Source organism: Aquabacter cavernae (assembly GCF_003993795.1).
GTDB lineage: Bacteria > Pseudomonadota > Alphaproteobacteria > Rhizobiales > Xanthobacteraceae > Aquabacter > Aquabacter cavernae.
Map to the genome: position 1 here is coordinate 106,460 of NZ_RWKV01000015.1, position 23,295 is coordinate 129,754.

The window sequence follows — 23,295 nt, forward strand, 5'->3', positions numbered from 1 at the left end:
ATGATCGTGATCGTCATGCCCGTGCGCCTCATGAGCATGTTTTCCATGATCATGACCTGCGTGGTCGTGCTCTTCATGCTCGTGTTCTTCGTGGGCATGTGCCGCAGCGGCCTTGGGAGCCTTGGGGGCCGCATGATCGTGCCCCGAATGGTCATGGCCTGCGTGATCATGGCCCGCATGATCGCCAGAGCCGTGATCGTGCCCCGCATGATCGTGCGCCCCGGTGTTCTTCGCCGGGTCTCCGGCCGTGTCCCGCCCCGCCATGTCCCGCCCCGCCTGTCTCGCCGCCTGCGCCGCTGCAGCGCAATACATCGCATTCAGCGTCAATCGCGTGTCGGTTTCAATGCGTCCGCTTCACTTCAGAAAGTCTTCAACGAGACCGGCGAACGCATCGGGCATTTCCACCACCGACATATGGGCGCAATCCAGCTCCTCGCGCCGGGCGCCGGGCAGGTGCGCGGCGACGAGGTCGCCCCAGGCGGGCGGGGTTGAGCGGTCGCGCGCGCCGATGATCACCATGGCCGGCACCTTCACGCGCTTCAGATCCTCGCGGAAATCCATGTCGCGCATGGCGCAGCTCGTGCCCATATAGCCGCTCGCCGGGGTGTCCGTGATCATGCCGCGCACCCTGGCGACGGCGGCCGGGTCGGCCGCGCGGAATTCCGGCGTGAACCAGCTCTCGATCACCGCATCCGCCACGGCGTCGAGGCCCACCTTGCGGATATGGCGGATGCGCCCTTCCCACAGGCGCGGCGGGCCCGCATGGGCGGTGGAATTGGCGATCACCACCCGTTTCAGGCGGTGGGGCGCGTTCAGCGCCATCCATTGCCCCACCATGCCACCCAGAGACAGGCCGCACAGATGGGCGGACGGCAGGTTCAGCGCATCCAGGATGTTCAGGAGATCGCGGCCGAGATCGCCCATGGAATAGACCGCGTCCGGCGCCGTGCTCTGCCCATGGCCGCGCGCATCATAGCGGATGACGCGGAAGCGGCGCGCGAGGCGCGGGACGATGGGATCCCACAGTTCCAGCCGCGTGCCGAGCGAATGGGCGAGAACCAGGGGCGGGGCCGCCTCCGGTCCCTCAATGGCGACGCGGAAACGCTCTCCGGAAAAGGTGAGGACGGACACGGGAAACCCTCAGGTATTCGGTATACCCGATCTAGCGCCTCGCGGTTCCCGAGGAAAGAGGCAGGGTCTTCGCCGGCCTCTGCCGCTTGAGGCCGTCGCGCGCCGAAAGAAAAAACCCTCCCGCCAGGGGCGGGAGGGTCGAAACCATCGGATCCTCCCCGTCATCCGGGGAAGAAAGAAGCGGCGGACGGGCCGCCGCTTCCCCGCGCCTCAGTCGAGGTCGGTGTCCAGAATGGCCATCTGGAAATTGTAGGAGAGGTCGCCGTCCTCGTCGTCCTTGAACAGGACGCCGATGAACTCGTCCCCGAGATAGACCTCGGCGGAATCCTTCTTCTTCGGCCGCGCCGTCACCTTGATCTGGGGGTTCCCGAACAAGGTGCGAAGATAGCGCTGCACGCGCTCCAGCTCGGTCTTATCCAAACGTCAGTCCTCCAAGGGGGTCGAAAAAAGTCTCAGATGTCCGCGCCGGCGAAGATGTTGTCGTCGAACATCTGGTCCATGGCGCGGGCAGGCTCGGCGCAGCCGGCCTCGCCCACCACCTTGGCGGGCACGCCCGCCACGGTCGTGTTGTTGGGCACGGGCTTCAGAACCACGGAGCCCGCGGCGATGCGGGCGCAGCGGCCCACCTCGATATTGCCCAGAACGCTCGCGCCCGCGCCGATGAGCACGCCGCGCCGGATCTTGGGATGGCGGTCGCCCGTCTCCTTGCCGGTGCCGCCGAGCGTCACGCCCTGGAGAATGGACACGTCATCCTCGATGACGGCGGTGGCGCCCACCACGATGCCCGTCGCATGGTCGAGGAAGATGCCCCGGCCCACCGGAACGCCGGGATGGATGTCCACGCCGAGCACGGCGGACACGCGGCTCTGGAGATAGAGCGCGAAGTCCTTCTGCCCCTGCAGCCACAGCCAGTGGGCGAGGCGATGGGTCTGGAGCGCGTGGAAGCCCTTGAAATAGAGCACCGGCTCCAGCGTGCGCGTGGTGGCCGGGTCGCGGTCCACCACCGCCATGATGTCGGCGCGCAGCGCCTGGGGAATGGAGCGGTCTCCCGCCACCGCCTCGCGATAGGCGGCGCGAATGAGCGAAGCCGGCAGTTCCGTATGGTCGAGGCGGGCGGCGAGGCGCGCGCCCACCACCGCTTCCAGGCTGTCATGGCCGAGCACGCTCGCCACCATGAAGCCGGCCAGCAGCGGCTCGCGCTCGGCGGCCTCGTCAGCCTCGTTGCGCAGGCGTGCCCACACCGGGTCCACCACGTCTTGCCAGCGTTCCCCCGCGGATTTCGATGCCGCGGGGACCTGCGTCTGGAACAGGGACTGTGCCATCGCAGCCTCCCGATTGATCAATTCGCTTAACTTCTAGCACAGCTCCCGGCATGGGCGCATCCCGCCCCCGATCACGGTCGCCGGGCGAGGAATTCCAAGGCCGCCTGCTTGAACACCTTGTCGCCCACGGCAGGATTGTGGTCGCGGTTGGGAATGTCCAGCGCCTCGCCGTTGGGCAGAAGTTCGGCCAACTTGCGCGCGTCGCCCGCAATGGCGTCCCGCGTGCCCACCGCCACCAGAACCGGCTGGCGGATGCTCGCCACCTCGTCCCGCTCCAGCGTCTGGCGCGAGCCGCGGATGCAGGCGGCCAGCGCCCTCAGGTCCGCCTTGTTGGCGTCGCCGAAGGCGCGGAACATGCGGCCCATGGGGTCGGTCACGTCGTCCAGGCTGGGCGCTTCCAGCGCGTCCGCGATGGATTGGGGCAGGCCCACGCCGTCGATGAGGTGGTAGCCGAGCCCACCCATGATGAGCGAGCGCACATGCTCAGGGTAAAGCATGGTCATGGTGGCGCCCACCCGCGCGCCCATGGAATAGCCGATGACGTCCGCGCGCGGGATGCCGAGATGCTCCAGCAGGCGCAGCGCGTCCTTGGCCATGAGGCGGGTGTGGTAGTCCTGCGGCGCATAGAGCTTGGCCGAGGCGCCGTGGCCGCGATGGTCGAAGGCGATGGCCCGGTAGCCCGCCCCGGTGAGCGTCTTGAACCAGGACGTGTTGACCCAGTTCACCTCCTTGGTGGAGCCGAAGCCATGGATGAGCAGGACCGGATCGCCCGTGCCCTCCTCCACATAGGAAAGGTCCAGTCCGTCGGAGGAGAAAGTGGGCATGGGAACCTCGAAGGAGCGGCGCGCAAGGGTGCGCGCGGCCGAAACCTGACGGTCCTGTCTCTACTGCCGCTGGGCGCGGGAGGGAAGGCGCCGCCAGCATAGCCGGGCTGCGCTGACGCATAGGCCGTTGAGGCCCGACACCAGCATGACCAGCCAGACCAGCGCCCCGACGGCCCACCAGAGGAACGACAGCAGCGCCCCGGTGATCACCAGCGCGCCGCGCCCCACGCTCTTCAGGATGAACAGCGTCTGCCCGCCGCTTTTCTCCGCGAGGCGCGCGAGGCGCGTCACATCGCCGGTGGTCTCCGCCACGGCGAGGCCGTCCAGCGCCGCGCGGGTTCCTGCCTTCGCCTGTACCGTGCCCAGATCGTCCAGCACGCGGGTCAGCTTCGCGGCGCCCGCCGGCCGGATGGCCGCCTTCAGCGCGCCCGCATCCAGCGCGCCCGCGCCCTTGCGCAAGGCGGCGAAATCCACGCTCTCGCGGGCAAGGCGGGTGAGGTCCGTGCCCAGCGACGCCGTGAGCCGCCCCGTGCGACGCGCCACTTTCACGAGCGTGAGGCCCGCACGGGCGGGGGCGCTGGCCCCCAAAGTCGCATAGGTGCCGGCGGTGAGCGCGAGGCCCGCCGCCGACAGGCCGAGAATCAGCGTGTCCGTGGGCTCGCCTCGGGCATAGTTCCAGCCCTCCCGCGTCGCGTCGCGAAGATCGCCCCACACCGTGAGGTCACCCGCCGCCGCGCCCGCAAGGCCCGCCAGATCGTCCGGCGTGCCGGTGAGGAAGCCCGCGCCGAACTTGCGCGCGGCGCGCAGGGCCTGCGCGGTGTCGGTGTTGGCTTGCGCCACCCGCGCCCGCAGGTCCGGGGCGACGGGAATGGCATGGGCATCCGCCCATTGGAGGGCCGATGCGGCCAGTTCCGGATCATCGGCGGCAAGAGCCGCATCGATCCGCCCGGCCATGGCCTGCGGCGTGAGGCCCGACAAGGCCAGTTCCGCGAGCAGGGACGGATCCTCCCGCCCGCGCACCAGGGTCATACCCTCCCGCGCGGCCGGAAGCGCCCAGGGCGCGAGCGCGCCGAGGGCCGAACAGAGAAAGAGAAAGGCAAGGATCCGTCTCATGGATCCCATGCATATGGGAAATGCCGCCCGGCCCCGCCACCCCGCGCCCTGCCCTTCGGGCCGGCGCGGGAGCGGGAGAGGACGGCGGGATCCACTCAGGTCGGATCGACCTGAGTGGATCAGGCTTTAGTGGCGGCCGCCGGAGCTGGGGCGGCGGCGCCGCGACAGCATGTTGAGAGCCTCCACCCCGGCGGAGAAGGCCATGGCGGCGTAGATGTAGCCCTTCGGGACGTGGGCGCCGAAGCCTTCCGCGATCAGCGTCATGCCGATCATGATGAGGAAGCCCAGGGCCAGCATGACCACGGTGGGATTCGCCTCGATGAACTTGGCGAGCGGGTCCGCCGCCAGCAGCATCACGGTGACCGCGGCGAGCACGGCGATGACCATGATCGGGATGTGCTCGGTCATGCCCACGGCGGTGATGATGCTGTCGATGGAGAAGACCAGGTCCAGCATGATGATCTGCGCGATGGCCGAGGCGAAGCCGATGCCCACCTTCGACGCGCCGGCCTCGAACAGGTCTCCCTCGGCCGGATGCTCCACATTGTGGTGGATCTCCTTGGTGGCCTTCCACACCAGGAACAAGCCGCCCGCGATCAGGATCATGTCGCGCCAGGAGAAGGGATGGCCGAACACCGAGAAGACCGGCGTGGTCAGCGTGACGATGATGGCGACGGTGCCCAGCAGCACGAGGCGCATGATGAGCGCGAGGCCGATGCCGATGCGCCGTGCCTTGGAGCGGAACTGCTCCGGCAGCTTGTTGGTGAGGATGGAGATGAAGATCAGGTTGTCGATGCCGAGCACCACTTCCATGGCGACCAGCGTGACGAGGGCGACCCAGGCGGCGGGGTCGGCGGCGAGTTGAAGCAGATAGTCCATCTTTCGCTCTTTAGCTCACGGATGAAAGGGAGCGACGCGGGAGAAGCGGCGCGAGGATTGGATGCGAACCGGCGCGGATGCGGGCGCGTAGACCCGCAGGGCGGCCGGGTGAATGGTGAAATGGGCGGGGGTCCAGGTGGTCAGTTCGCCATCCGTGTTCACCGCGCGCGGCTTGCGGGTGCGGATGATCACGTCGGTGGTGCGGAAGGCGCGCACATCGTCCCATTGGCCGTGGGTTCCTTCGCGCAGGCTCGGCAGCAGCACGAGCAGCTTCCACCAATGGTCCACCTCCAGGCTGTAGAAATCGAGGGTGCCGTCATCGGCCGTGGCGTCCTGCGCCACCGTCATGCCGCCCCCGTAATGGCGGCCATTGCCCACGGAGGCCTGGAGGGTGCGCACGGTCTCGATGGTGCCGTCATGCTCGATATAGGCCGTGAAGAGCCGCGACTGGGCGAGCAGCCGCGCGGCCGTGATGGCATAGCCCAGCTTGCCCCATTTCTTCTTGGCCGCGCCCGTCAGTTCGCGGGCGAGATCGGCGGAGAAGCCGATGGAGGCGACGTTGAGAAAGAGATGGCCGTTCACCATGCCCAGATCCACCGGGCGCGGCTCGCCCTCCACGATCAGGCGGGCAGCGGCCAAGGGATCGGCGGGGATGCCCAGGGTCCGGGCGAAATCATTGGCGGTGCCCAGCGGGATGACGCCCAGCGGCAGGCCGGTGTCGAACAGGCCCTGGGCGGCGCCGTTCAGCGTGCCGTCGCCGCCGCCGATCACCGCGAGGTCGCAATTGCCCGCATGGCGGCGGATCAGGTCCGACAGGCTCTCGCCGTCCTGCAGGGACGCAGCGGTGAGCTGAAGCCCGCCCTCCTCCAGCGTGCGGCGCACGTCGGCGACGCAGGCATCGCCCTGGCGCGCCTTGCCGTTCACGACGAACAGCGCACGTCGCGGACGAACGACATCGGAATAGGACTCGACGGACGAAATGCTCACGGAACCCCTCACCGGCAAAATTGTCGGAGCTTCACGACATCACGCGCCAATAGAATGGACGCGCCAGAGGGGCCCGGAAAGCTGACGCTTAGGTAGGCTGAGCAAGGCGCCGCGCCCACTCCCCAAGCATGAGGCAGATTGACGCACCCATGTTTCGGGTGCCGGAAATGAAAAAGCCCGGCGCTCGCGCGCCGGGCCCAGTATGCCGGTCGGAAGGTCGTTCGCCCGGCCTCGTGCAGGCCGGGAGGGGTAGGGACCACCCCGGCCTGATCAAGCGCGTGCGGCGGTGGCCGCGTCAGCCCTTGCGGTCTCAGGTGTCCTGGATGGCGGAGAGCACCCACTCGCCGCCGCGCGGACGGGTGAACGTCCACACCTCGGTGACCGTCTCCGGCGCCTCGGAGCTGCCCGCCGCCAGCGCGCCGGTGGTCCGGTCACGCATCACGTCGCGCATCTCGTAGCGCATGGCGACCGTGGCATACTCCACGCCGCCCTCGCGCCAGGCTTCCGCGAGGTCGCCCTGAACGAGCTTCACGTCGCTCACTTCGTTCCGCACGCCCTTCTGGGCGTTTTCCGCCAGTTCCTCGGAGAAGAAGTTGAACACTTCCACCGTGGTGAGGCGGGCGAGTTCCCCATGGTCCTCGCGGGAGAAGGCATCCTGCACGCCGACGAGGCACTTCTCGAAGGCGTCGAAATCCTCGCCCTTCACGCCGATCTCGTCGCGCACCTTGCGGTTGGGGGCGGGCTGGTAGACCGGCTGCTGCGGGGGCACGGCGGAGCCGGGGGTCATGCCGCCCATCCCGTTATTCGTGCCACCCATGTTCGAGGCGCCCATGCCGGTGCCCATGCCGCCGAAGCCGCCGAGAGCCGAGCGGTTGGCCGTCTGGGGGCCGTTCTGGGGGCCGTTCTGGGGCGCGGAGCCGCCGAACATGCCGCCATTGGCGTTGAAGGGCGCGCCCGCGCCGGCCGCGGCCGGACCCTGCTGGCGACGGCCCGCGAAGAAGCGCATCGCCAGGAAGATGACGCCGCCGATCAGGGCGACCTGGAGAATCAGGCCGAGGAACCCGGCCATGCCGCCGAGGCCGCCGCCCATGAGCATGCCCACGAGGCCGCCGAGGGCGAGACCGCCCAGGAGGCCGCCGGCCATGCCGCCGAACATGCCACCGCGTGCGGGAGCCGCTGCCGCGGCCGCGCTCTGCGGGCCGGGCGCCGGGGTCGCCGAACGCTGGATGGGTTGCGCCGCGCTGGGCGCGGTGTTGGTTGTGGGGGGCGCCGTATAGGTGCGCGAACCGCGGCTACCCACGCTGCCGCCCTTGCGGGCGTCCGCGGTATCCACTGCTGCGATCGTCATGGCGGCGCCCAGCAGGAAGACGCCCAAGATGGCTGGTAAACGCTTGAAAATGTTCATATCCCCTCGACGAAGCGAAGCGCTTTCTCCCAAGTTGCCCTAACGGCAACCATCCACATATAGGATGCGCCCGCAGCCAATGTAAGGGGCCGAAACGACGTCGCGCGCACATTCCCGTGGAGTGGCGTGGGCGACCTCGGGGGTCGATGCCACAGCGTTTCGCAGCTGCGAAGGCTGCCTTTGCGGCACACATTTCCAGTGCGGGGCGGCTGTTCGGATACTTTCCCGGCTCATGTCAGGACCCGCGCGACATGCCTTCCGCCGCGCCGCGGGAGAGAGTAAAGTCCGCGCGATTTTCAGCCGTCAACGCGCGACGAGGCAGACATGGCAGCCACCGGTATCCCGCACTTCTGCAACGATCTGGGTGTTCCGGTGGTCGAAGTGGGCGCGCATGAATTCATGTGCATCGGCGCCACTCCGCCCTTCGACCATCCCCATATTTTCCTCGACATGGGCGACGACCACGAGATCGTCTGCTCCTATTGCTCCACCCTCTACCGCCTCAATCCGGCCCTGAAATCCTCCGAGGCGAAGCCCGAGGGATGCGTGTGGCAGGAGCGGCCGGTCGCGGCCTGAGCCGTGGCCCGGCCCGATCATCGCCCGGTCTCGCGCGCCCTCATCGTGGGCGGCGGCATCGGCGGGCTGGCCTGCGCCATCGCGCTGCGCCGTGCCGGTCTGGGGGTCAGCCTGCTGGAGCAGGCCCCGGCCTTCGAGGAAGTGGGCGCCGGGCTCCAATTGAGCCCCAACGCCACGCGCGTGCTGCGGGACCTCGGCGTGCTTCCGGCCCTGGAAGCGGTCGCCGTGGCGCCCGAGGCGCTTGAGATTCGCGACGGGCAGAGCGGGCGCATGATCGCCACCTGCCCCTATGCGCCCGCCACCCAGCGCTATGGCGCCCCCTTCCTGGTGGCCCATCGGGCGGACCTGCTGCGCGTGCTCGCCGATGCGGCGGGGGCGCTCGGCTGCGCGTTCGAGATGGGCGCGAAGCTCGAAGGGGTCGAGGTGTCCGACGACGCGGCCGTGGCGGTGGCGAATCGCGACGGGCAGGCGGTGGTGCTGGAGGGCGACATCCTGGTGGGCGCCGATGGCGTGCGCTCCGTGGTGCGCGCGCAGCTCGGCGGCTCGGCGGCCCCGGTCTTCGCGGGCCGCATCGCCTATCGCGCCACCGTGCCCGCCCGGCCCGGCCCGCGCCCCGCCGTGAAGCTCCATCTCGGGCCGGACGCCCATCTCGTCACCTATCCGGTGCGGGGCGGCGAGGCGGTGAACATCGTGGCCGTTGTGAAGACCGACCAGCCGGTGGCCCGCTGGAGCGAACCGGGCGACGCCTCCACCGTCCATGCCGCCTTCGCGGGCTGGGCGGACGAGGTGCGCGCGCTGCTCGCGGCGGTGCGCGAATTCCGCTGCTGGGGCCTGTACGATCTCGATCCCCTGCCCCGCTGGGGCGCCGGGCGCGGCACGCTGCTGGGCGATGCCGCCCATGCCATGCTGCCCTTCCTCGCCCAGGGCGCGGCCCAGGCCATCGAGGATGCGGCGGAGCTTGCGGGCGCCGTCACCCGCGAGGCGGGCGCCGAAGCGGCGCTCCGGGCCTACGAGACCACCCGCCGCCCGCGCACCGCCCGCATCCAGCGTGAGGCGCGCACATCGGGCGCCATCTATCACCTCTCCGGCCCGCCGCGCCTTGCCCGCGACGCCTTCATCGGCCTCACGGGAAACCGGCTGCTGGAGCGCTATGACTGGCTCTACGGGGTCTGAGGTCCGGACCCCGCCGTGCCAAAGCGCTCCCTCCCTCTTCCCTTGCGAGAGGGTGCTGAGCGAGAGCGAAGCGGGTGAGGGGTACGGCCGGGCGTGGTGGCATCCTGAAAGGTTATTCCAGGCGGTGAGGCCCCCCTCACCCCAGCCCTCTCCCGCGAGGGGAGAGGGGGCACGGGCGCGCCAGCGACAGCTTCTTCCGCATCTTCAGGCCACGCTAAAGCGCCGGGCCGCGGGTCCAGCGCACGCTCCAGGGATCGGCGCGGGTGCCCGTGAAGCGCCCCTCGGTCCAGATGACCTCGCCCGTACGATCCGCAAAACCGTCCAGAGGATCAGGGCCGAGATTGGCCTGGACCGCCAGCGCTTCGCCCGCCGGTCCCGGCCACACCACCACGAACCCGGTGTCCCCCACGCGCCGCCAGGTGCCGCCCTGCGCGAGCCGCGCGGCCAATGGCCAGATGTGGCGGCGGCGGGCCTGGAGGATGCGGCGGGTCCAATCCAGCCAACGGGCGGGCTCCGGCGTCTCGCGCGCCGCCCAGTCCAATTTGGCGGAGAGGAAGGTGGCGGGCGCGCACGGGTCCGGGATGCGCTCCCGCCGGGCGGGATCGGCGAAGGCCGGAAAGCGCGCGAATTCCGCCCGGCGCCCCTCGCGCACCGCATCGCCCAGGTCGCCGGAGAAATCGCAGAAGAAGGGGAAGGGCTGCGCGCAGCCCCATTCCTCGCCCATGAACAGCATGGGGATCTGCGGCGCCAGCAGATAGAGCGCCGCCGCCGCCCGCACCGCCTCCGGCGCGGCCAAAGCCGTGATGCGCTCGCCGAACGCCCGGTTGCCCACCTGATCGTGATTCTGGAGGAAGCCGATGAAAGCCTGCGGCGGCAGGTGGCCGCTGGGCTCCCCCCGCGGTTCCTCCCGTCCGGTCATCACCTCCCCCTGGAAGGCGAAGCCCTCCGCCAGCGCGCGCGGCAGGAGCGCGGGGTTGGCGCGATAGTCGGCATAATAGCCGTCCCCCTCCCCGGTCAGCGCCACATGCAGGCCGTGATGGACATCGTCATTCCACTGGGCGGTGAAGGCGCCGGCATCGCCGCGCACAAGCCGGGCGGCGGCGTTGTCCTCATTCTCCAGGATCAGATGGACGTGCCGGTCGCCCGCCGCCGCCCGCACGCGCCGCGCCAGCTCGCGCAGCAGATGGTCCGGGCCGGAATCGCGGATGGCATGGACGGCATCGAGCCGCAGCCCGTCCATGTGGAATTCCTCGATCCAATACAGAGCGTTATGGATGAAGAAGTCGCGCACCGGGCCGCTGTCCGGCCCGTCGAAATTCAGCGCCGCGCCCCAGGGCGTGCGGTGGCGGTCGGTGAAGAAGGAGGGGGCATAGGCGCCGAGATAATTCCCGTCCGGCCCGAAATGATTATAGACCGCGTCGAGGATCACCATAAGCCCGCGCCGGTGCGCCGCGTCCACCAGCGCTTTCAGGTCTTCCGGCCGCCCATAGGTGGAATCGGGCGCGAACGGCAGGACGCCGTCATAGCCCCAGTTCCGGGCGCCGGGAAAATCCGCCAGCGGCATGAGGGAGAGGCCGGTCACACCCAGCGCCACCAGATCGTCCAGCCGGTCCATGGCGGAGCGGAACGTGCCCTCCGGCGTGAAGGCGCCCACATGCAGCTCATAGAGCACCGCCTCGTGCCAGGGCCGGCCGCGCCAGTCGCCGTCGCGCCACCGGAAGCGGGCGGGGTCCACCACTTCCGAAGGACCGTGGCAATCCTCCGGCTGGTAGCGCGAGGCGGGATCGGGCACCCGCAAGCCGTCCTCCAGCTCGAAGCCGTAGCGCACGCCCGCGGACACGGGCGCGAGGCACTGATGCCAGCCACCCGGCCGGGCCTCCATGTCCAGGCTCAGCCCGTCCACATGCAGGCGCACCCGGCGCTGGGCGGGCGCATAAAGGGTGAAGCGCACGCCCTCGGGGGTGATTTCAGCCCCATAGGGCATCACATGGCGGCGCGCTGCTCCGGCGTCTGGGCCGGTGGCGGGGCGGTTGGGATGGGAGCGGGTCACGGGCAGGCAATCCCCGGCGGGGTTTCAGCTTGAACCCGCCGGACGGCGGAGCGGTTCCCGCCGCTGTTGCACCGCACCCCTTGCCCTGCGCCGCCGCGCCTGCCAGAAGGCCCCATCATGATCGTTCTCGATGACATCTCCCTGCGCATCGCGGGCCGCCTCCTCTTGGACCACGCCTCGGTCTCCATCCCGGATGGGGCGCATGTGGGCGTTGTGGGGCGCAACGGCGCGGGCAAGACCACGCTGTTCAAGGCCGTCATGGGCGAGCTGGAGCTGGAAAGCGGCAGCGTGCGCCTGCCCAACCGCGCCCGCATCGGCCGCGTGGCGCAGGAAGCCCCCGCCGGTCCCGACAGCCTGATCGAGCGCGTGCTGGCCGCCGATGTGGAGCGCGCCGCGCTGCTGAAGGAGCGCGAGGCGGGGCCGGACCCCATGCGCATCGGCGAGATCGAGATGCGTCTCGTGGACATCGACGCCCATTCCGCCCCCGCGCGGGCCGCGCGCATCCTGGCGGGCCTCGGCTTCGACGAGGCGGCGCAGGCCCGCGCCTGCTCGGAATTCTCCGGCGGCTGGCGCATGCGCGTGGCGCTGGCGGCCCTGCTCTTCACCGGGCCGGACCTCCTGATGCTGGACGAGCCCACCAACTATCTCGACCTCGAAGGCACGCTCTGGCTCCAGGACTATCTGTCCACCTATCCCGGCACGGTCATCCTCATCAGCCATGACCGCGACCTGCTGGACGAGTCCGTCGATCACATCCTGCATTTCTTCAACGGCAAGCTGACCCTCTATCGCGGCACCTTCACCTCCTTCGATCGGCAGCGCCGCGAGAAGCTGATGCTGGACCAGAAGCACCGCAAGAAGCAGGAAACCCAGCGCGCCCACATGGAGGCCTTCATCGCCCGCTTCCGGGCCAAGGCCACCAAGGCGAAGCAGGCCCAGTCGCGCATGAAGGCGCTGGCGCGCATGGAGCCCATCGCCCCGGAAGTGGGCGAGCAGGAAGCCTCCATCTCCATCCGCCATCCCGAGAAGCTGCTCTCGCCGCCCATCGTGGTGCTGGACGGGGTGGATGTGGGCTATACCGAGGGCCAGCCCATCCTGCGCAATCTCAACCTGCGCATCGACGAGGACGACCGCATCGCCCTTCTGGGGCCGAACGGCAACGGCAAGTCCACCTTCGCCAAGCTCATCGCCGAGCGTCTTGCCCCCCAGCGGGGCAGCATGGTGCGGGCCGACAAGCTGGAAGTGGCCTATCTCGCCCAGCACCAATTGGACGAACTGCGCCCCGGCGAGAGCCCGGTGGAGCATGTGCGCCGCCTGATGGTGGACGCGCCGGAGGCACGGGTGCGCGCGCGGGCGGCCGAGATGGGCTTTTCCGGCGGTTCGGGCGATACCAAGGTCTCGTCCCTCTCGGGCGGCGAGAAGGCGCGCCTGCTGCTGGGCCTCGCCGCCTTCCATGGGCCGCACTTGCTGATCCTGGACGAGCCCACCAACCATCTGGACATCCAGTCCCGCGAAGCGCTCATCGCCGCCATCAACGACTTCCCCGGCGCCGTCATCCTGGTTTCCCATGACCGGCACTTGCTGGAAGCCACCGTGGACCGGCTGTGGCTGGTGGGGAACGGCACGGTGAAGTCCTATGAGGGCGACCTCGACCAGTATCGCAAGGACGTGCTGAGCCGCACCGGCCGCATGACCGGCGATGGCCGCAAGGACAAGGAGGCGCCGGAGGCGACCTCCGAAGACGCTGCCGGCATCGCCCTGCGCAAGCGGGTGAAGGACGCCGAGGCGGTGATGGCCAAGCTGGAGAAGGACATCGCGGCCATCGACAAGCGCCTCGCCGACCCCAAGCTCGCCAAGTTCCCCGCCGACAAGGCCCGCCTCACCCGCCAGCGCGCGGAAGCGGTGGACGCCCAGGCGGGCGCGGAAGAGGAATGGCTGGAGGCCAGCAGCGCAGCGGAAGCCGCGCAATAGCCGGACGATAAGGGCGGCCCCTCAGTCCAGGCGCACCACCAGCCCTTCATGGGCGCGCAGGCCCACGTCGCCCGTCACCGTCTCACCCTCCCGGTCGCAGAAGGTGGAGAGCAGCACGCGGCCCCGCGCGCCCGGCATGGCCGCCAGCAGCGGGTCGCCGCCCAGATTGAGCGCCACCAGGATGCGCTCACCCGCCCCGTCCCGCCGGAACATCAACAGGTCGCCGTCCGCCGCCACCGGCGCATAGTCACCCTCGGACAAGGCCGGATGGTGCCGCCGCAGGGAAATGAGGCGGCGGTGCAAAGTGAGCATGGAATCCGGGTCGCCCATCTCGGCGGCCACATTCACCTCGGTGAAATCGGGCGCGAGCGGCAGCCAGGGTTCCGCATCGGAGAAGCCCGCGAAGCGGCTGCCGTCCCATTGCATGGGCGTGCGCACCCCGTCCCGGCCCATGCCGATGCCCGGCACATTCTTCTCATAGGGGTCCTGCACGCGCTCGGGCGGGATCTCCACCTGCGCCATGCCGATCTCGTCGCCGTAATAGAGGGTGGGCGTGCCGCGCAAAGTCAGCAGCAACATGGCCGCCACCCGCGCCTGATCGCCGCCCACGCGCTTGTGGATGCGCGGCCGGTCGTGATTGCCCAGCACCCAATTGGGCCATCCGCCCTTGGGCAGGGCCGCCTCGTAGCGGGTGATCAGATGTTCGATGGCCCGCGCCTGCCAGGGGGTCTCCAGCAGCGCGAAATTGAACGGCAAGTGCGCGCCGTCCAGCGCGCCGCCGTAATAGGCCACCAGCCGCTCGATGGGCAGGTAGATCTCCCCGATCAGCAGCCGGTCCGGGAATTCGTCCACCACGCGCCGGAGCCCCGCCACCACGTCCTGCACCTCGTCGAGATCCGTGGTGTGAAGCGGCAGGAGCCGGAAATAGGGATTGGTGCCCGCCCGATAGTCGGGATTGGGCGGGTTATCGCGGAAGTGCGGGTCCTTCATGAGGTGCCAGATCACGTCCACGCGGAAGCCGTCCACCCCGCGCGCCAGCCAGAAGCGCATCACGTCATGGATGGCCGCGGCCACCTCGGGATTGCGCCAGTTGAGGTCCGGCTGCCGGTCGAGGAAAGCGTGGTAGTAATATTGGCCGGTCGCCTCATCCAGCGCCCAGGCGCTGCCGCCGAATTCGGACAGCCAATTGTTGGGCGGCCCACCGTCGGGGCCGGGATCGCGCCAGATGTACCAGTCTCGCTTGGGATTATGGCGCGAGGCGCGGGCCTCCGCGAACCAGGGATGAACGTCCGACGTGTGGTTCGGCACGAGGTCGATGATCACGCGCATGTCGCGCTCATGGGCCGCCGCCACCAGCGCGTCGAAATCCGCCAGCGTGCCGAACAGCGGGTCCACATCCACATAATCGGCCACGTCATAGCCGAAGTCCGCCATGGGCGAGGGATAGAAGGGCGACAGCCAGACGGCATCGACGCCCAGCCCCTGGAGATAATCGAGCCGCCGCGTGACGCCCTTGAGGTCGCCCACCCCATCGCCGTCCGTATCCTGGAACGAGCGCGGATAGACCTGATAGATCACGCCGCTCTTCCACCAGGACGCGCCCTCCCGGCGCGGATCGCGAGCCTGTTCCACGTCACCTCTCCGCCTTGCTGAACCACGGCTTCAACCGGCCGTGAGCCTCCCTGTTCCGCGCGACGGCGGTGCGACAAGAAAAGCCGCCCGCCGGGGAACCGGAAGCTCGACCGCGCGTTGGCCAGGGGAGGAGGGGACGACCCGGCGACCGGCCGGGTTGCCGTCCGCCGCTCCGCCAGTCCGACCGGCGAGGACGATGCCGACACTTCCACGACCGCACCTTTCCCCTTCCGCCGCCCCTTTTTGCGCCTGCTTGCCCGGAGCCCTGTCATGACCGATCCCGTGACCGCGGGCGACGATCCGCTCTGGTACAAGGACGCCATCATCTACCAGCTCCATGTGAAGTCCTTCTTCGATTCCAACAATGACGGGATCGGCGACTTCGCGGGGCTCATCTCCAAGCTGGACTATATCGCCGACCTCGGCGCCACCGCCGTGTGGCTGCTGCCCTTCTATCCCTCTCCCCGCCGGGACGACGGCTACGACATCGCGCTCTATGAAGGCGTGTCGCCGGACTACGGCACCATGGAGGATGCGCGACGCTTCATCGAGGCCGCCCATGCGCGCGGGCTTCGCGTCATCACCGAACTGGTGGTGAACCACACCTCGGACCAGCATCCCTGGTTCCAGGCCGCCCGCAACGCGCCCAGGGGCTCGCCGGAGCGCGACTTTTATGTCTGGGCGGACGACGACCAGGGATACCAGGGCACGCGCATCATCTTCCTGGACACCGAGAAGTCCAACTGGACCTTCGACCCGGTGGCCGGGCAATATTTCTGGCACCGCTTCTATTCCCACCAGCCGGACCTGAACTTCGACAATCCGGTGGTGCTGGAGCGGATTTTGTCCGTGATGCGCTTCTGGCTGGATATCGGCGTGGACGGCCTGCGGCTTGACGCGGTGCCCTATCTCATCGAGCGCGAGGGCACCTCCAACGAGAACCTCGCCGAGACCCACACCATCCTGAAGCAGGTCCGCGCCCATCTGGAGGAGCGCTATACCGGCCGCATGCTGCTGGCCGAGGCCAATATGTGGCCCGAGGACACCCAGCAATATTTCGGCGAGGCGGGCGACGAATGCCACATGGCGTTCCACTTCCCCCTCATGCCGCGCATGTACATGGCCATCGCCAAGGAAGACCGCTTCCCCATCACCGACATCCTGCGCCAGACGCCCGCCATACCGGACGCCTGCCAATGGGCCATCTTCCTGCGCAACCATGACGAGCTGACGCTGGAAATGGTGACCGACAGCGAGCGGGACTATCTGTGGAGCGTCTATGCCTCGGACCGGCGCGCCCGCATCAATCTGGGCATCCGCCGCCGCCTCGCGCCCCTGCTGGAGCGGGACCGGCGCCGGGTGGAATTGATGAACGCGCTGCTGCTCACCATGCCAGGCACGCCGGTCATCTATTATGGCGACGAGATCGGTATGGGCGACAACATCCACCTGGGCGACCGGGACGGGGTGCGCACGCCCATGCAATGGTCGCCGGACCGAAACGGCGGCTTCTCCAAGGCCGATCCCGAGCAACTGGTGCTGCCGCCCATCCAGGATCCGCTCTACGGCTATTTCGCCCTGAATGTGGAAGCCCAGCAGCGCGACCCGCACTCCCTGCTCAACTGGATGCGGCGCTCGCTCGCCACGCGCAAGCGCCACATGGCCTTCGGCCGGGGCGCCTTCCGCCTGCTCTATCCCGGAAACCGGAAGATCCTCGCCTATCTGCGCACCCATGGGGAGGAGACGATCCTGTGCATCGCCAACCTGTCCCAGACGCTGCAGGCGGTGGAACTGGACCTCTCGGAGTTCGAGGCGCGCGTGCCGGTGGAGATGGGCGGCTCGACACCCTTCCCGCCGGTGGGCCGCCTGCCCTATCTGCTCACCATCCCGCCCTACGGCTTCTATGCCTTCAACCTCTCGCTCGGCAGCGCGGAGCCCTCCTGGCACGCGCCCGCGCCGGAGCAATTGCCGGAATTCCTGACCCTGGTGCTGCGCGGCGGGCTTTCGGACCTTCTGTCGGCGCGCCACCGGCCGAGCCTCGAAGGCGAGGCGCTGCCCGCTTATGTGGGCCGCCGCCGCTGGCTGTCGGCACGCCATGAGGCGGTCCAAAGCGTGAAGCTCGCCTGGGCCATGCCGCTACCCAAGGCGGGCGAGGACGTGTTCCTCGCCGAGATCGCCGTGGAGCGGGCCTCGGGCACCGAGCATTACGCCATGCCGCTCGCCATCGCCTGGGAGGACCAGAACCCCTCGAACCTCGCGGTGCAGCTCGCTCTGTCGCGGGTGCGGCAGGGGCGGCGCGTGGGCTATCTCACCGATGCGCTGGCGCTCGACCTGTTGCCCCATGCGGTGATCCGCGGGCTGCGCCGCGCGGTGACGCTGGACCTGCCGGACGGCGGCGCGCTGCGCTTCATCTCCTCCGAAGCGCTCGACGCATTGGACATCCCGCCCGACGCGCCCGTCCAGCGCAGCGGCGTGGACGAGGCGGTGTCGGTGCTCGATATCGAGGACTATGCCAGCTTCAAGGTGATCCGCCGCGCCCGCGCGGGTGCCCATCCGGTCTCGGAAATGGCGCGCCACGTCACAGCGCAGGGCTATGCCCGCACCGCGCCCTTGCTGGGCGAGGTGCAGCGCATGGACCCGCAGGGCAACACGGCGGTGCTCGCGGTCCTGCTGGGCTATGTGCGCAGCCAGGGCGATGCCTGGAACTGGATCATCGACCAGTTGCGGCGCGCCCTCACCGCCGCCTCCCAGGGCGGTGGCGACATCGAGCAGGTGTTCGAGGAACAGTCGTCCGGCCTGATCCCGTTCGCGCGGGCGGCGGGCCGCAGCCTCGGGGAATTGCACGCCATCCTCGCCCGGCCCTCGCAGGATCCCGCCTTCCGTCCCCAGATGGCAGGGCCGGAGGCGGTGGAACGCTGGGCCGAGGACGCGCGCACGGCCCTGGACGGCGCGTTTGCCGCCCTGGAGACACTCCCCCCCGATGCGCCGGAACGGCCGACAGCCGACGCCATCCTGGCCGTCCGCGATCGGCTCATGAACGCCTGCGCCACGCTGGCGGGGTCCGGCGCGGGCGCGCCGCTCACCCGCGTGCATGGCGACTTCCGGCTGGAACGCCTGCTGGTGGCGGGCGGGGATGCCTTCGTGGCCGATTTCGACGGCCCCGCCGACCTTCCCCTGGAGGCGCGGCGCCGCAAGGACAGTCCCTGGACGGACACAGCGACGCTCATCGCCAGCCTGTTCCGAGCGGCCGCCCATGTGGATGCCTCCGGCATCGAACTGCACGGCTTGACCGGCCCCGACCGGCGCCGCGCGCTCATGGGCGCCTTCACCGCCCGCGCCCAGCGGGCCGTTCTTGGCGGCTATGGCGAGGCGAGCCAGTCTCCGTCCGGCGCCGACCGCGCCTTGCTGGACCTCTTCCTCATGCGGGCGGTGGCGCAGCAGATCGCCGCCGAAGGGGGCATCCCCGCGCGCTATGCGGTGCATCACCTCCACGCCCTCGCGATGCGCCATGCGGGCGCCGCCGAATCCGAACCGGAGGAGACCCGCGACGAGGTCACCGCATGACACCCGCCCCTCACCCGACCCGGGACCATCGCCATCTTCGGCTGGTCATGCCGCCGCCGTTCGCGCCCCTCTCCCCTCGCGGGAGAGGGTGCCGAGCGACAGCGAGGCGGGTGAGGGGGCTGGCGCCGCCTGGCGCAAGCAGTCTGAAGCGCGCGCAACCGGACGCGCCCCGTCACCCCAGCCCTCTCCCGCACCGAAGTCGGATGTTTCCGACTTCGGCACGTGAGCCATCCGAACGCGGCAACAGCCGCGTTCGGCGGGAGAGGGAGCGGGTCGCGCCCCGGACCATGCAATGTCCGACTATCGCGACGCTCCCGCACCACCACACACAAGGGAGGCTGTCATGAGCCGCCAGGACAGCAGCGTCGCCGATGCCGGCCTTCGGGACGCGGACATGGCCCAGATCGTGGAGGGCCGCCACGGCGACCCCTTCGCGGTGCTGGGTCCCCATGCGGTGCCCGGCGGCGTGGAGGTGCGCACCTTCCAGCCGGGCGCGGAAAGCGTCGCGGCCATAGACAAGACGGGCGCGGTCATCGCCCCCCTGGCGCGCATTCATCCGGGGGGCCTGTTCGCCGCCCGCCTGAAGGGCAAGGCCATGCCGCCCTACCGGCTGCGCATCGTCTGGCCCGGCGGGGCGGTGCAGGAGACCATGGACCCCTATGCCTGCCCCTCTTTGCTCGGCCCGCTGGACCTCCATCTTCTGGGGGAAGGCACCCATCTCGGCTTCTCCGACGTGCTGGGCGCCCATGTGATGGACTGCGGCGGCACACAGGGCGTGCGCTTCACGGTGTGGGCGCCCAATGCCGCGCGGGTCAGCGTTGTCGGCGATTTCAATGGCTGGGACGGTCGGCGCCATCCCATGCGGTGCCATGCGGGCATCGGCGTGTGGGAGCTGTTCATTCCCGGCCTGGCAGTGGGGGCGCGCTACAAATACGAGATCCGCGCCGCCGACGGGCGCCTGCTTCCCCAAAAGGCGGACCCGGTGGCCCGCGCCACGGAGATGCCGCCCGCCACCGCCTCCCGCGTGCCCGATCCCGCCCCCTTCGCCTGGACCGACGACGCCTGGATGGCCGAGCGCGCCGACCGGCAGTCAGCGGACGCGCCGCTCTCCATCTATGAGGTCCATGCCCCCTCCTGGCGGCGCATGGCGGACGGGCGAGCGCCCAATTGGGACGAACTGGCCGACCGGCTCATTCCCTATGCCACCGACATGGGCTTCACCCATGTGGAATTGCTGCCCATCACCGAGCATCCGTTCGGCGGCTCCTGGGGCTACCAGCCGCTGGGCCTGTTCGCCCCCACCGCCCGCCACGGCGCGCCCGCCGATTTCGCCCGCTTCGTGGACCGCTGCCACGCCGCCGGACTGGGGGTAATCCTCGACTGGGTGCCCGCCCATTTCCCCGGCGACGCCCACGGCCTCGCCCAGTTCGACGGCACCGCGCTCTATGAGCATGCGGACCCGCGCGAGGGCTTTCACCAGGACTGGAACACGCTCATCTACAATCTCGGACGCACCGAGGTATCCGCCTTCCTCATCGCCAGCGCCCTGGACTGGGTCCGGCGCTTCCATGTGGACGGGCTGCGGGTGGATGCGGTCGCCTCCATGCTCTATCGCGACTATTCCCGCAAATCCGGCGAATGGGTGCCCAACGTCCATGGCGGGCGGGAAAACCTGGAGGCGGTGGCCTTCCTCAAGCGCCTCAACGAGACGCTGGCCCGCGAGGCGCCCGGCGCCGTCACCATCGCCGAGGAATCCACCGCCTGGCCGGGCGTGACCGCGCCCGTTTCCGAGGGCGGGCTCGGCTTTTCCTACAAATGGAACATGGGCTGGATGCACGACACCTTGCGCTATATCGGCAAGGATCCGGTGCATCGCCGCCACCATCATGACGACCTGACCTTCGGGCTCGTCTATGCCTTCTCCGAGCATTATGTGCTGCCCCTCTCCCATGACGAGGTGGTGCACGGAAAGGGCTCGCTGCTCGCCCGCATGCCGGGGGACCGATGGCAGGCTCTGGCCAACCTGCGCGCCTATCTCGGCTTCATGTACGGCCATCCCGGCAAGAAGCTGCTCTTCATGGGCGCGGAGCTGGCCCAGCCCGGCGAGTGGAACCACGATTCCGAACTGCCCTGGGGCCTCCTCGATGACCCCGCCCATGCCGGGGTCCGGGCGCTGGTGCGCGACCTCAACACGCTCTACCGCGCCACCCCCGCTTTGCATGCCCTGGACAGCGCGCCGGAGGGCTTCCGCTGGATCATCGGCGACGATGCGGGCAATTCGGTCTTCGCCTTCCTGCGGCTCGGGGCGGGCCCGCCGGTGCTGGCGGTGTGCAACATGACGCCCGTGCCCCGGCACGATTACCGCATCGGCCTGCCCCAGGGCGGCCTCTGGGAGGAGGCGCTGAACACGGATGCCCACACCTATGGCGGCTCCGGCATGGGCAATGGCGGACAGGTGCGCGCGCAGGCGGAGCCGAGCCACGGCATGGAACATTCCGCCCGGCTCACGCTTCCCCCTCTCTCCACCCTCTTCCTGCGCCCGGGGGCCGCCTCATGACCTTGCCGCCGCTCCCCGAGCGCCTGGAAGCCGGGCATCCCCACCCGCTCGGCGCCACGCCGGACGGCCTCGGCACCAATTTCGCGGTCTTCTCGGCCAATGCGGAGAAGGTGGAGCTGTGCCTGTTCGACCCGCGCGGGCGGCGCGAGGTGGCGCGCCTCGCCTTGCCCGAATGCACCGACGAGGTCTGGCACGGCTACCTGCCCGGCGCCTTCGAGGGCCTCATTTACGGCTATCGCGCCCACGGCCCCTACGATCCCGCGCGCGGCCACCGCTTCAACCCCAACAAGCTGCTGCTGGACCCCTATGCCCGCCAGATCACCGGGCCGCCGCGCTGGTCGGACGTGCTGTTCGGCTATCGCATGGGCGCGGGGCGCGGCGACCTCGCCATGGACCGGCGCGACAGCGCCCCGGCCATGCCCAAATGCGTGGTGGTGGCCAATGCCGCCGAATGGGGCGAGGACCGCCCCCCGCTCACCCCCTGGGCGGACAGCGTCGTCTATGAAACCCATCTGCGCGGCATCTCCATGCGCCGCGAGGATGTGCGCCCCCACGAGCGCGGCACCTTCGCGGCCCTCGCCCATCCCCGCTTCATCGACCATCTCCAGCGCATCGGCGTAACGGCGGTGGAGCTGATGCCGGTGCATGCCTTCCTCCAGGATCATTTCCTGGTGGAGAAGGGGCTGCGCAATTACTGGGGCTATTCCACCCTCGCCTTCTTCGCGCCCGAGCCCGCCTATCTCTCCACCGGCTCGCTCCAGGAGATGCGCGCCGCCATCCGCCGCCTGCATGCGGCGGGCATCGAGGTGATCCTCGACGTGGTCTACAACCACACCTGCGAGGGCAATGAGCTGGGGCCGACCTTCTCCTTCAAGGGCCTCGACAATGCCAGCTACTACCGGCTCATGCCGGGAGACGAGCGCTACTACATCAACGACACCGGCTGCGGGAACACGGTGAACCTGTCCCATCCCCGCGTACTGCAGATGGTGATGGATTCCCTGCGCTATTGGGTGGAAGCCTTCCATGTGGACGGCTTCCGCTTCGATCTCGGCGTGACGCTGGGGCGCGAGGGGACCGGCTTCGATCCCGGCTCCGGCTTCTTCGACGCCATCCGCCAGGACCCGGTGCTCGCCCGCTGCAAGCTCATGGCCGAGCCGTGGGACATCGGCCCGGACGGCTACCAACTCGGCCGCCTGCCGCCGGGATTTGCCGAATGGAACGACCGGTTCCGCGACGGCGTGCGGCGCTTCTGGAAGCGCGATCCCGGCCTGCGGGGCGAGATGGCGGGGCGGCTCGCCGGGTCGGCCGACCTGTTCGACCGGCGCTGGCGCAAGCCGTGGGCTTCGGTGAACTATGTAGCCTCCCATGACGGCTTCACCCTCGCCGACCTCGTCTCCTTCAACGAGAAGCACAACGAGGCCAATGGCGAGGACGGCCGCGACGGCCATGACGGAAACCATTCCTTCAACTGGGGCGCGGAAGGGCCGACCGAGGACGAGGGCATCAACGCCCAACGCGCCCGCGTCACCCGCGCCATGCTGGCCACCGTCATGTTCGCCCAGGGCACGCCCATGGTGCTGGCGGGCGACGAATTCGGCCGCACCCAGCACGGCAACAACAATGCCTATTGCCAGGACAACGACATTTCCTGGGTGGACTGGGAGCAGGCCCGCTCCCCCGAGGGCCGCGCGCTCACCGCCTTCGTGGCGCGCCTCGCCGAGCTTCGCCGCCGCTATCCCATCCTGCGCGCGCCCCGCTTCCTCCATGCGCTGGAGGAACTGGCGCCGGGCCTGAAGGATATCGGCTGGTTCGACGAGCATGGCGTGGAGATCCCGCCCGAGGGCTGGCATCTGGACGGCGCACTCACTCTGGGCCTGCGCCGCGCGGGTCCCACCCCCCAGGGCGGCATCGAGGTTCTGCTCCTGCTGCTCAACGCCTCCGACGGAGCGGTGACGTTCCGCCTGCCGGAACCCGCGCTCACATGGCGCCTGCTGGTGGACAGTGCCGCCGGCCTCGTCTCCGAGGAGCGCGCCATTCAGGGCGAGACCCATCTGGGAGCCTCCAGCGTGCGCCTGCTGGCCGCGCACCTGGACGCGCCGCCCCTCTGA

At 69.5% G+C, this 23,295-nt stretch carries 16 protein-coding genes; 6 read left to right on the forward strand and 10 right to left on the reverse strand.

Going from position 1 to position 23,295, the window contains the following annotated elements; translation table 11 throughout:
- Positions 1-354 precede the first annotated feature (354 nt).
- From pcaD to EJJ38_RS13960, 8 genes are all read right to left on the reverse strand, one after another.
- Positions 355-1,131: a 3-oxoadipate enol-lactonase gene (gene pcaD / locus EJJ38_RS13925; protein ID WP_127090741.1), complete on the reverse strand. Its 777-nt coding sequence runs from the start codon at positions 1,129-1,131 to the stop codon at positions 355-357.
- A gap of 210 nt (positions 1,132-1,341) precedes the next feature.
- Positions 1,342-1,551, reverse strand: coding sequence for a DUF3126 family protein (locus tag EJJ38_RS13930; protein WP_127090742.1), 210 nt, complete (start codon positions 1,549-1,551; stop codon positions 1,342-1,344).
- 32 nt (positions 1,552-1,583) lie between these two features.
- Entirely contained in the window at positions 1,584-2,453 is an 870-nt protein-coding gene (gene cysE, locus EJJ38_RS13935) for a serine O-acetyltransferase (RefSeq protein ID WP_127090743.1), read from the reverse strand.
- A 71-nt stretch (positions 2,454-2,524) separates the two neighbouring features.
- Positions 2,525-3,277 carry an alpha/beta fold hydrolase gene (locus tag EJJ38_RS13940; RefSeq protein WP_127090744.1) on the reverse strand — a complete coding sequence of 251 codons (753 nt, stop codon included), beginning with the start codon at positions 3,275-3,277 and terminating at the stop codon, positions 2,525-2,527.
- Between the two features lie 60 nt (positions 3,278-3,337).
- The gene (locus EJJ38_RS13945; RefSeq protein WP_127090745.1) at positions 3,338-4,390 is read right to left on the reverse strand and encodes a hypothetical protein; all 1,053 of its coding nucleotides are present in this window, start codon (positions 4,388-4,390) and stop codon (positions 3,338-3,340) included.
- Positions 4,391-4,516: 126 nt separating this feature from the next.
- Complete coding sequence (locus EJJ38_RS13950) at positions 4,517-5,269, reverse strand: TerC family protein (RefSeq protein ID WP_127090746.1); 753 nt, start codon at positions 5,267-5,269, stop codon at positions 4,517-4,519.
- Positions 5,270-5,284: 15 nt separating this feature from the next.
- A complete protein-coding gene (locus EJJ38_RS13955; protein WP_245454248.1) occupies positions 5,285-6,256 on the reverse strand; it encodes a lipid kinase in 972 nt (323 codons plus the stop codon).
- A 310-nt stretch (positions 6,257-6,566) separates the two neighbouring features.
- Complete coding sequence (locus tag EJJ38_RS13960; RefSeq protein WP_127090747.1) at positions 6,567-7,661, reverse strand: Tim44 domain-containing protein; 1,095 nt, start codon at positions 7,659-7,661, stop codon at positions 6,567-6,569.
- A 324-nt stretch (positions 7,662-7,985) separates the two neighbouring features.
- Here EJJ38_RS13960 and EJJ38_RS13965 point away from each other — a divergent pair, with 324 nt between their 5' ends.
- Entirely contained in the window at positions 7,986-8,237 is a 252-nt protein-coding gene (locus EJJ38_RS13965; RefSeq protein ID WP_127090748.1) for a zinc-finger domain-containing protein, read from the forward strand.
- 3 nt (positions 8,238-8,240) lie between these two features.
- Positions 8,241-9,410, forward strand: coding sequence for an FAD-dependent monooxygenase (locus EJJ38_RS13970; protein ID WP_205666172.1), 1,170 nt, complete (start codon positions 8,241-8,243; stop codon positions 9,408-9,410).
- 214 nt (positions 9,411-9,624) lie between these two features.
- On the opposite strand, the gene treZ is transcribed toward EJJ38_RS13970, so the two are convergent.
- Positions 9,625-11,394, reverse strand: coding sequence for a malto-oligosyltrehalose trehalohydrolase (treZ, locus tag EJJ38_RS13975; protein WP_127091072.1), 1,770 nt, complete (start codon positions 11,392-11,394; stop codon positions 9,625-9,627).
- Between the two features lie 183 nt (positions 11,395-11,577).
- Between treZ and EJJ38_RS13980 the strand changes: the two genes are divergently transcribed.
- Positions 11,578-13,431, forward strand: coding sequence for an ABC-F family ATP-binding cassette domain-containing protein (locus tag EJJ38_RS13980; protein ID WP_127090749.1), 1,854 nt, complete (start codon positions 11,578-11,580; stop codon positions 13,429-13,431).
- Positions 13,432-13,452: 21 nt separating this feature from the next.
- On the opposite strand, the gene EJJ38_RS13985 is transcribed toward EJJ38_RS13980, so the two are convergent.
- Positions 13,453-15,063: an alpha-amylase family glycosyl hydrolase gene (locus EJJ38_RS13985; RefSeq protein ID WP_127090750.1), complete on the reverse strand. Its 1,611-nt coding sequence runs from the start codon at positions 15,061-15,063 to the stop codon at positions 13,453-13,455.
- A 270-nt stretch (positions 15,064-15,333) separates the two neighbouring features.
- Between EJJ38_RS13985 and treS the strand changes: the two genes are divergently transcribed.
- The 3 genes from treS (at position 15,334) to glgX (ending at position 23,295) form a co-directional block, all read left to right on the forward strand.
- Entirely contained in the window at positions 15,334-18,627 is a 3,294-nt protein-coding gene (gene treS, locus EJJ38_RS13990; RefSeq protein ID WP_127090751.1) for a maltose alpha-D-glucosyltransferase, read from the forward strand.
- 343 nt (positions 18,628-18,970) lie between these two features.
- Complete coding sequence (glgB, locus tag EJJ38_RS13995; RefSeq protein WP_205666173.1) at positions 18,971-21,184, forward strand: 1,4-alpha-glucan branching protein GlgB; 2,214 nt, start codon at positions 18,971-18,973, stop codon at positions 21,182-21,184.
- Complete coding sequence (gene glgX / locus EJJ38_RS14000) at positions 21,181-23,295, forward strand: glycogen debranching protein GlgX (protein WP_127090752.1); 2,115 nt, start codon at positions 21,181-21,183, stop codon at positions 23,293-23,295. The genes glgB and glgX overlap by 4 nt, the downstream gene beginning before the upstream one ends.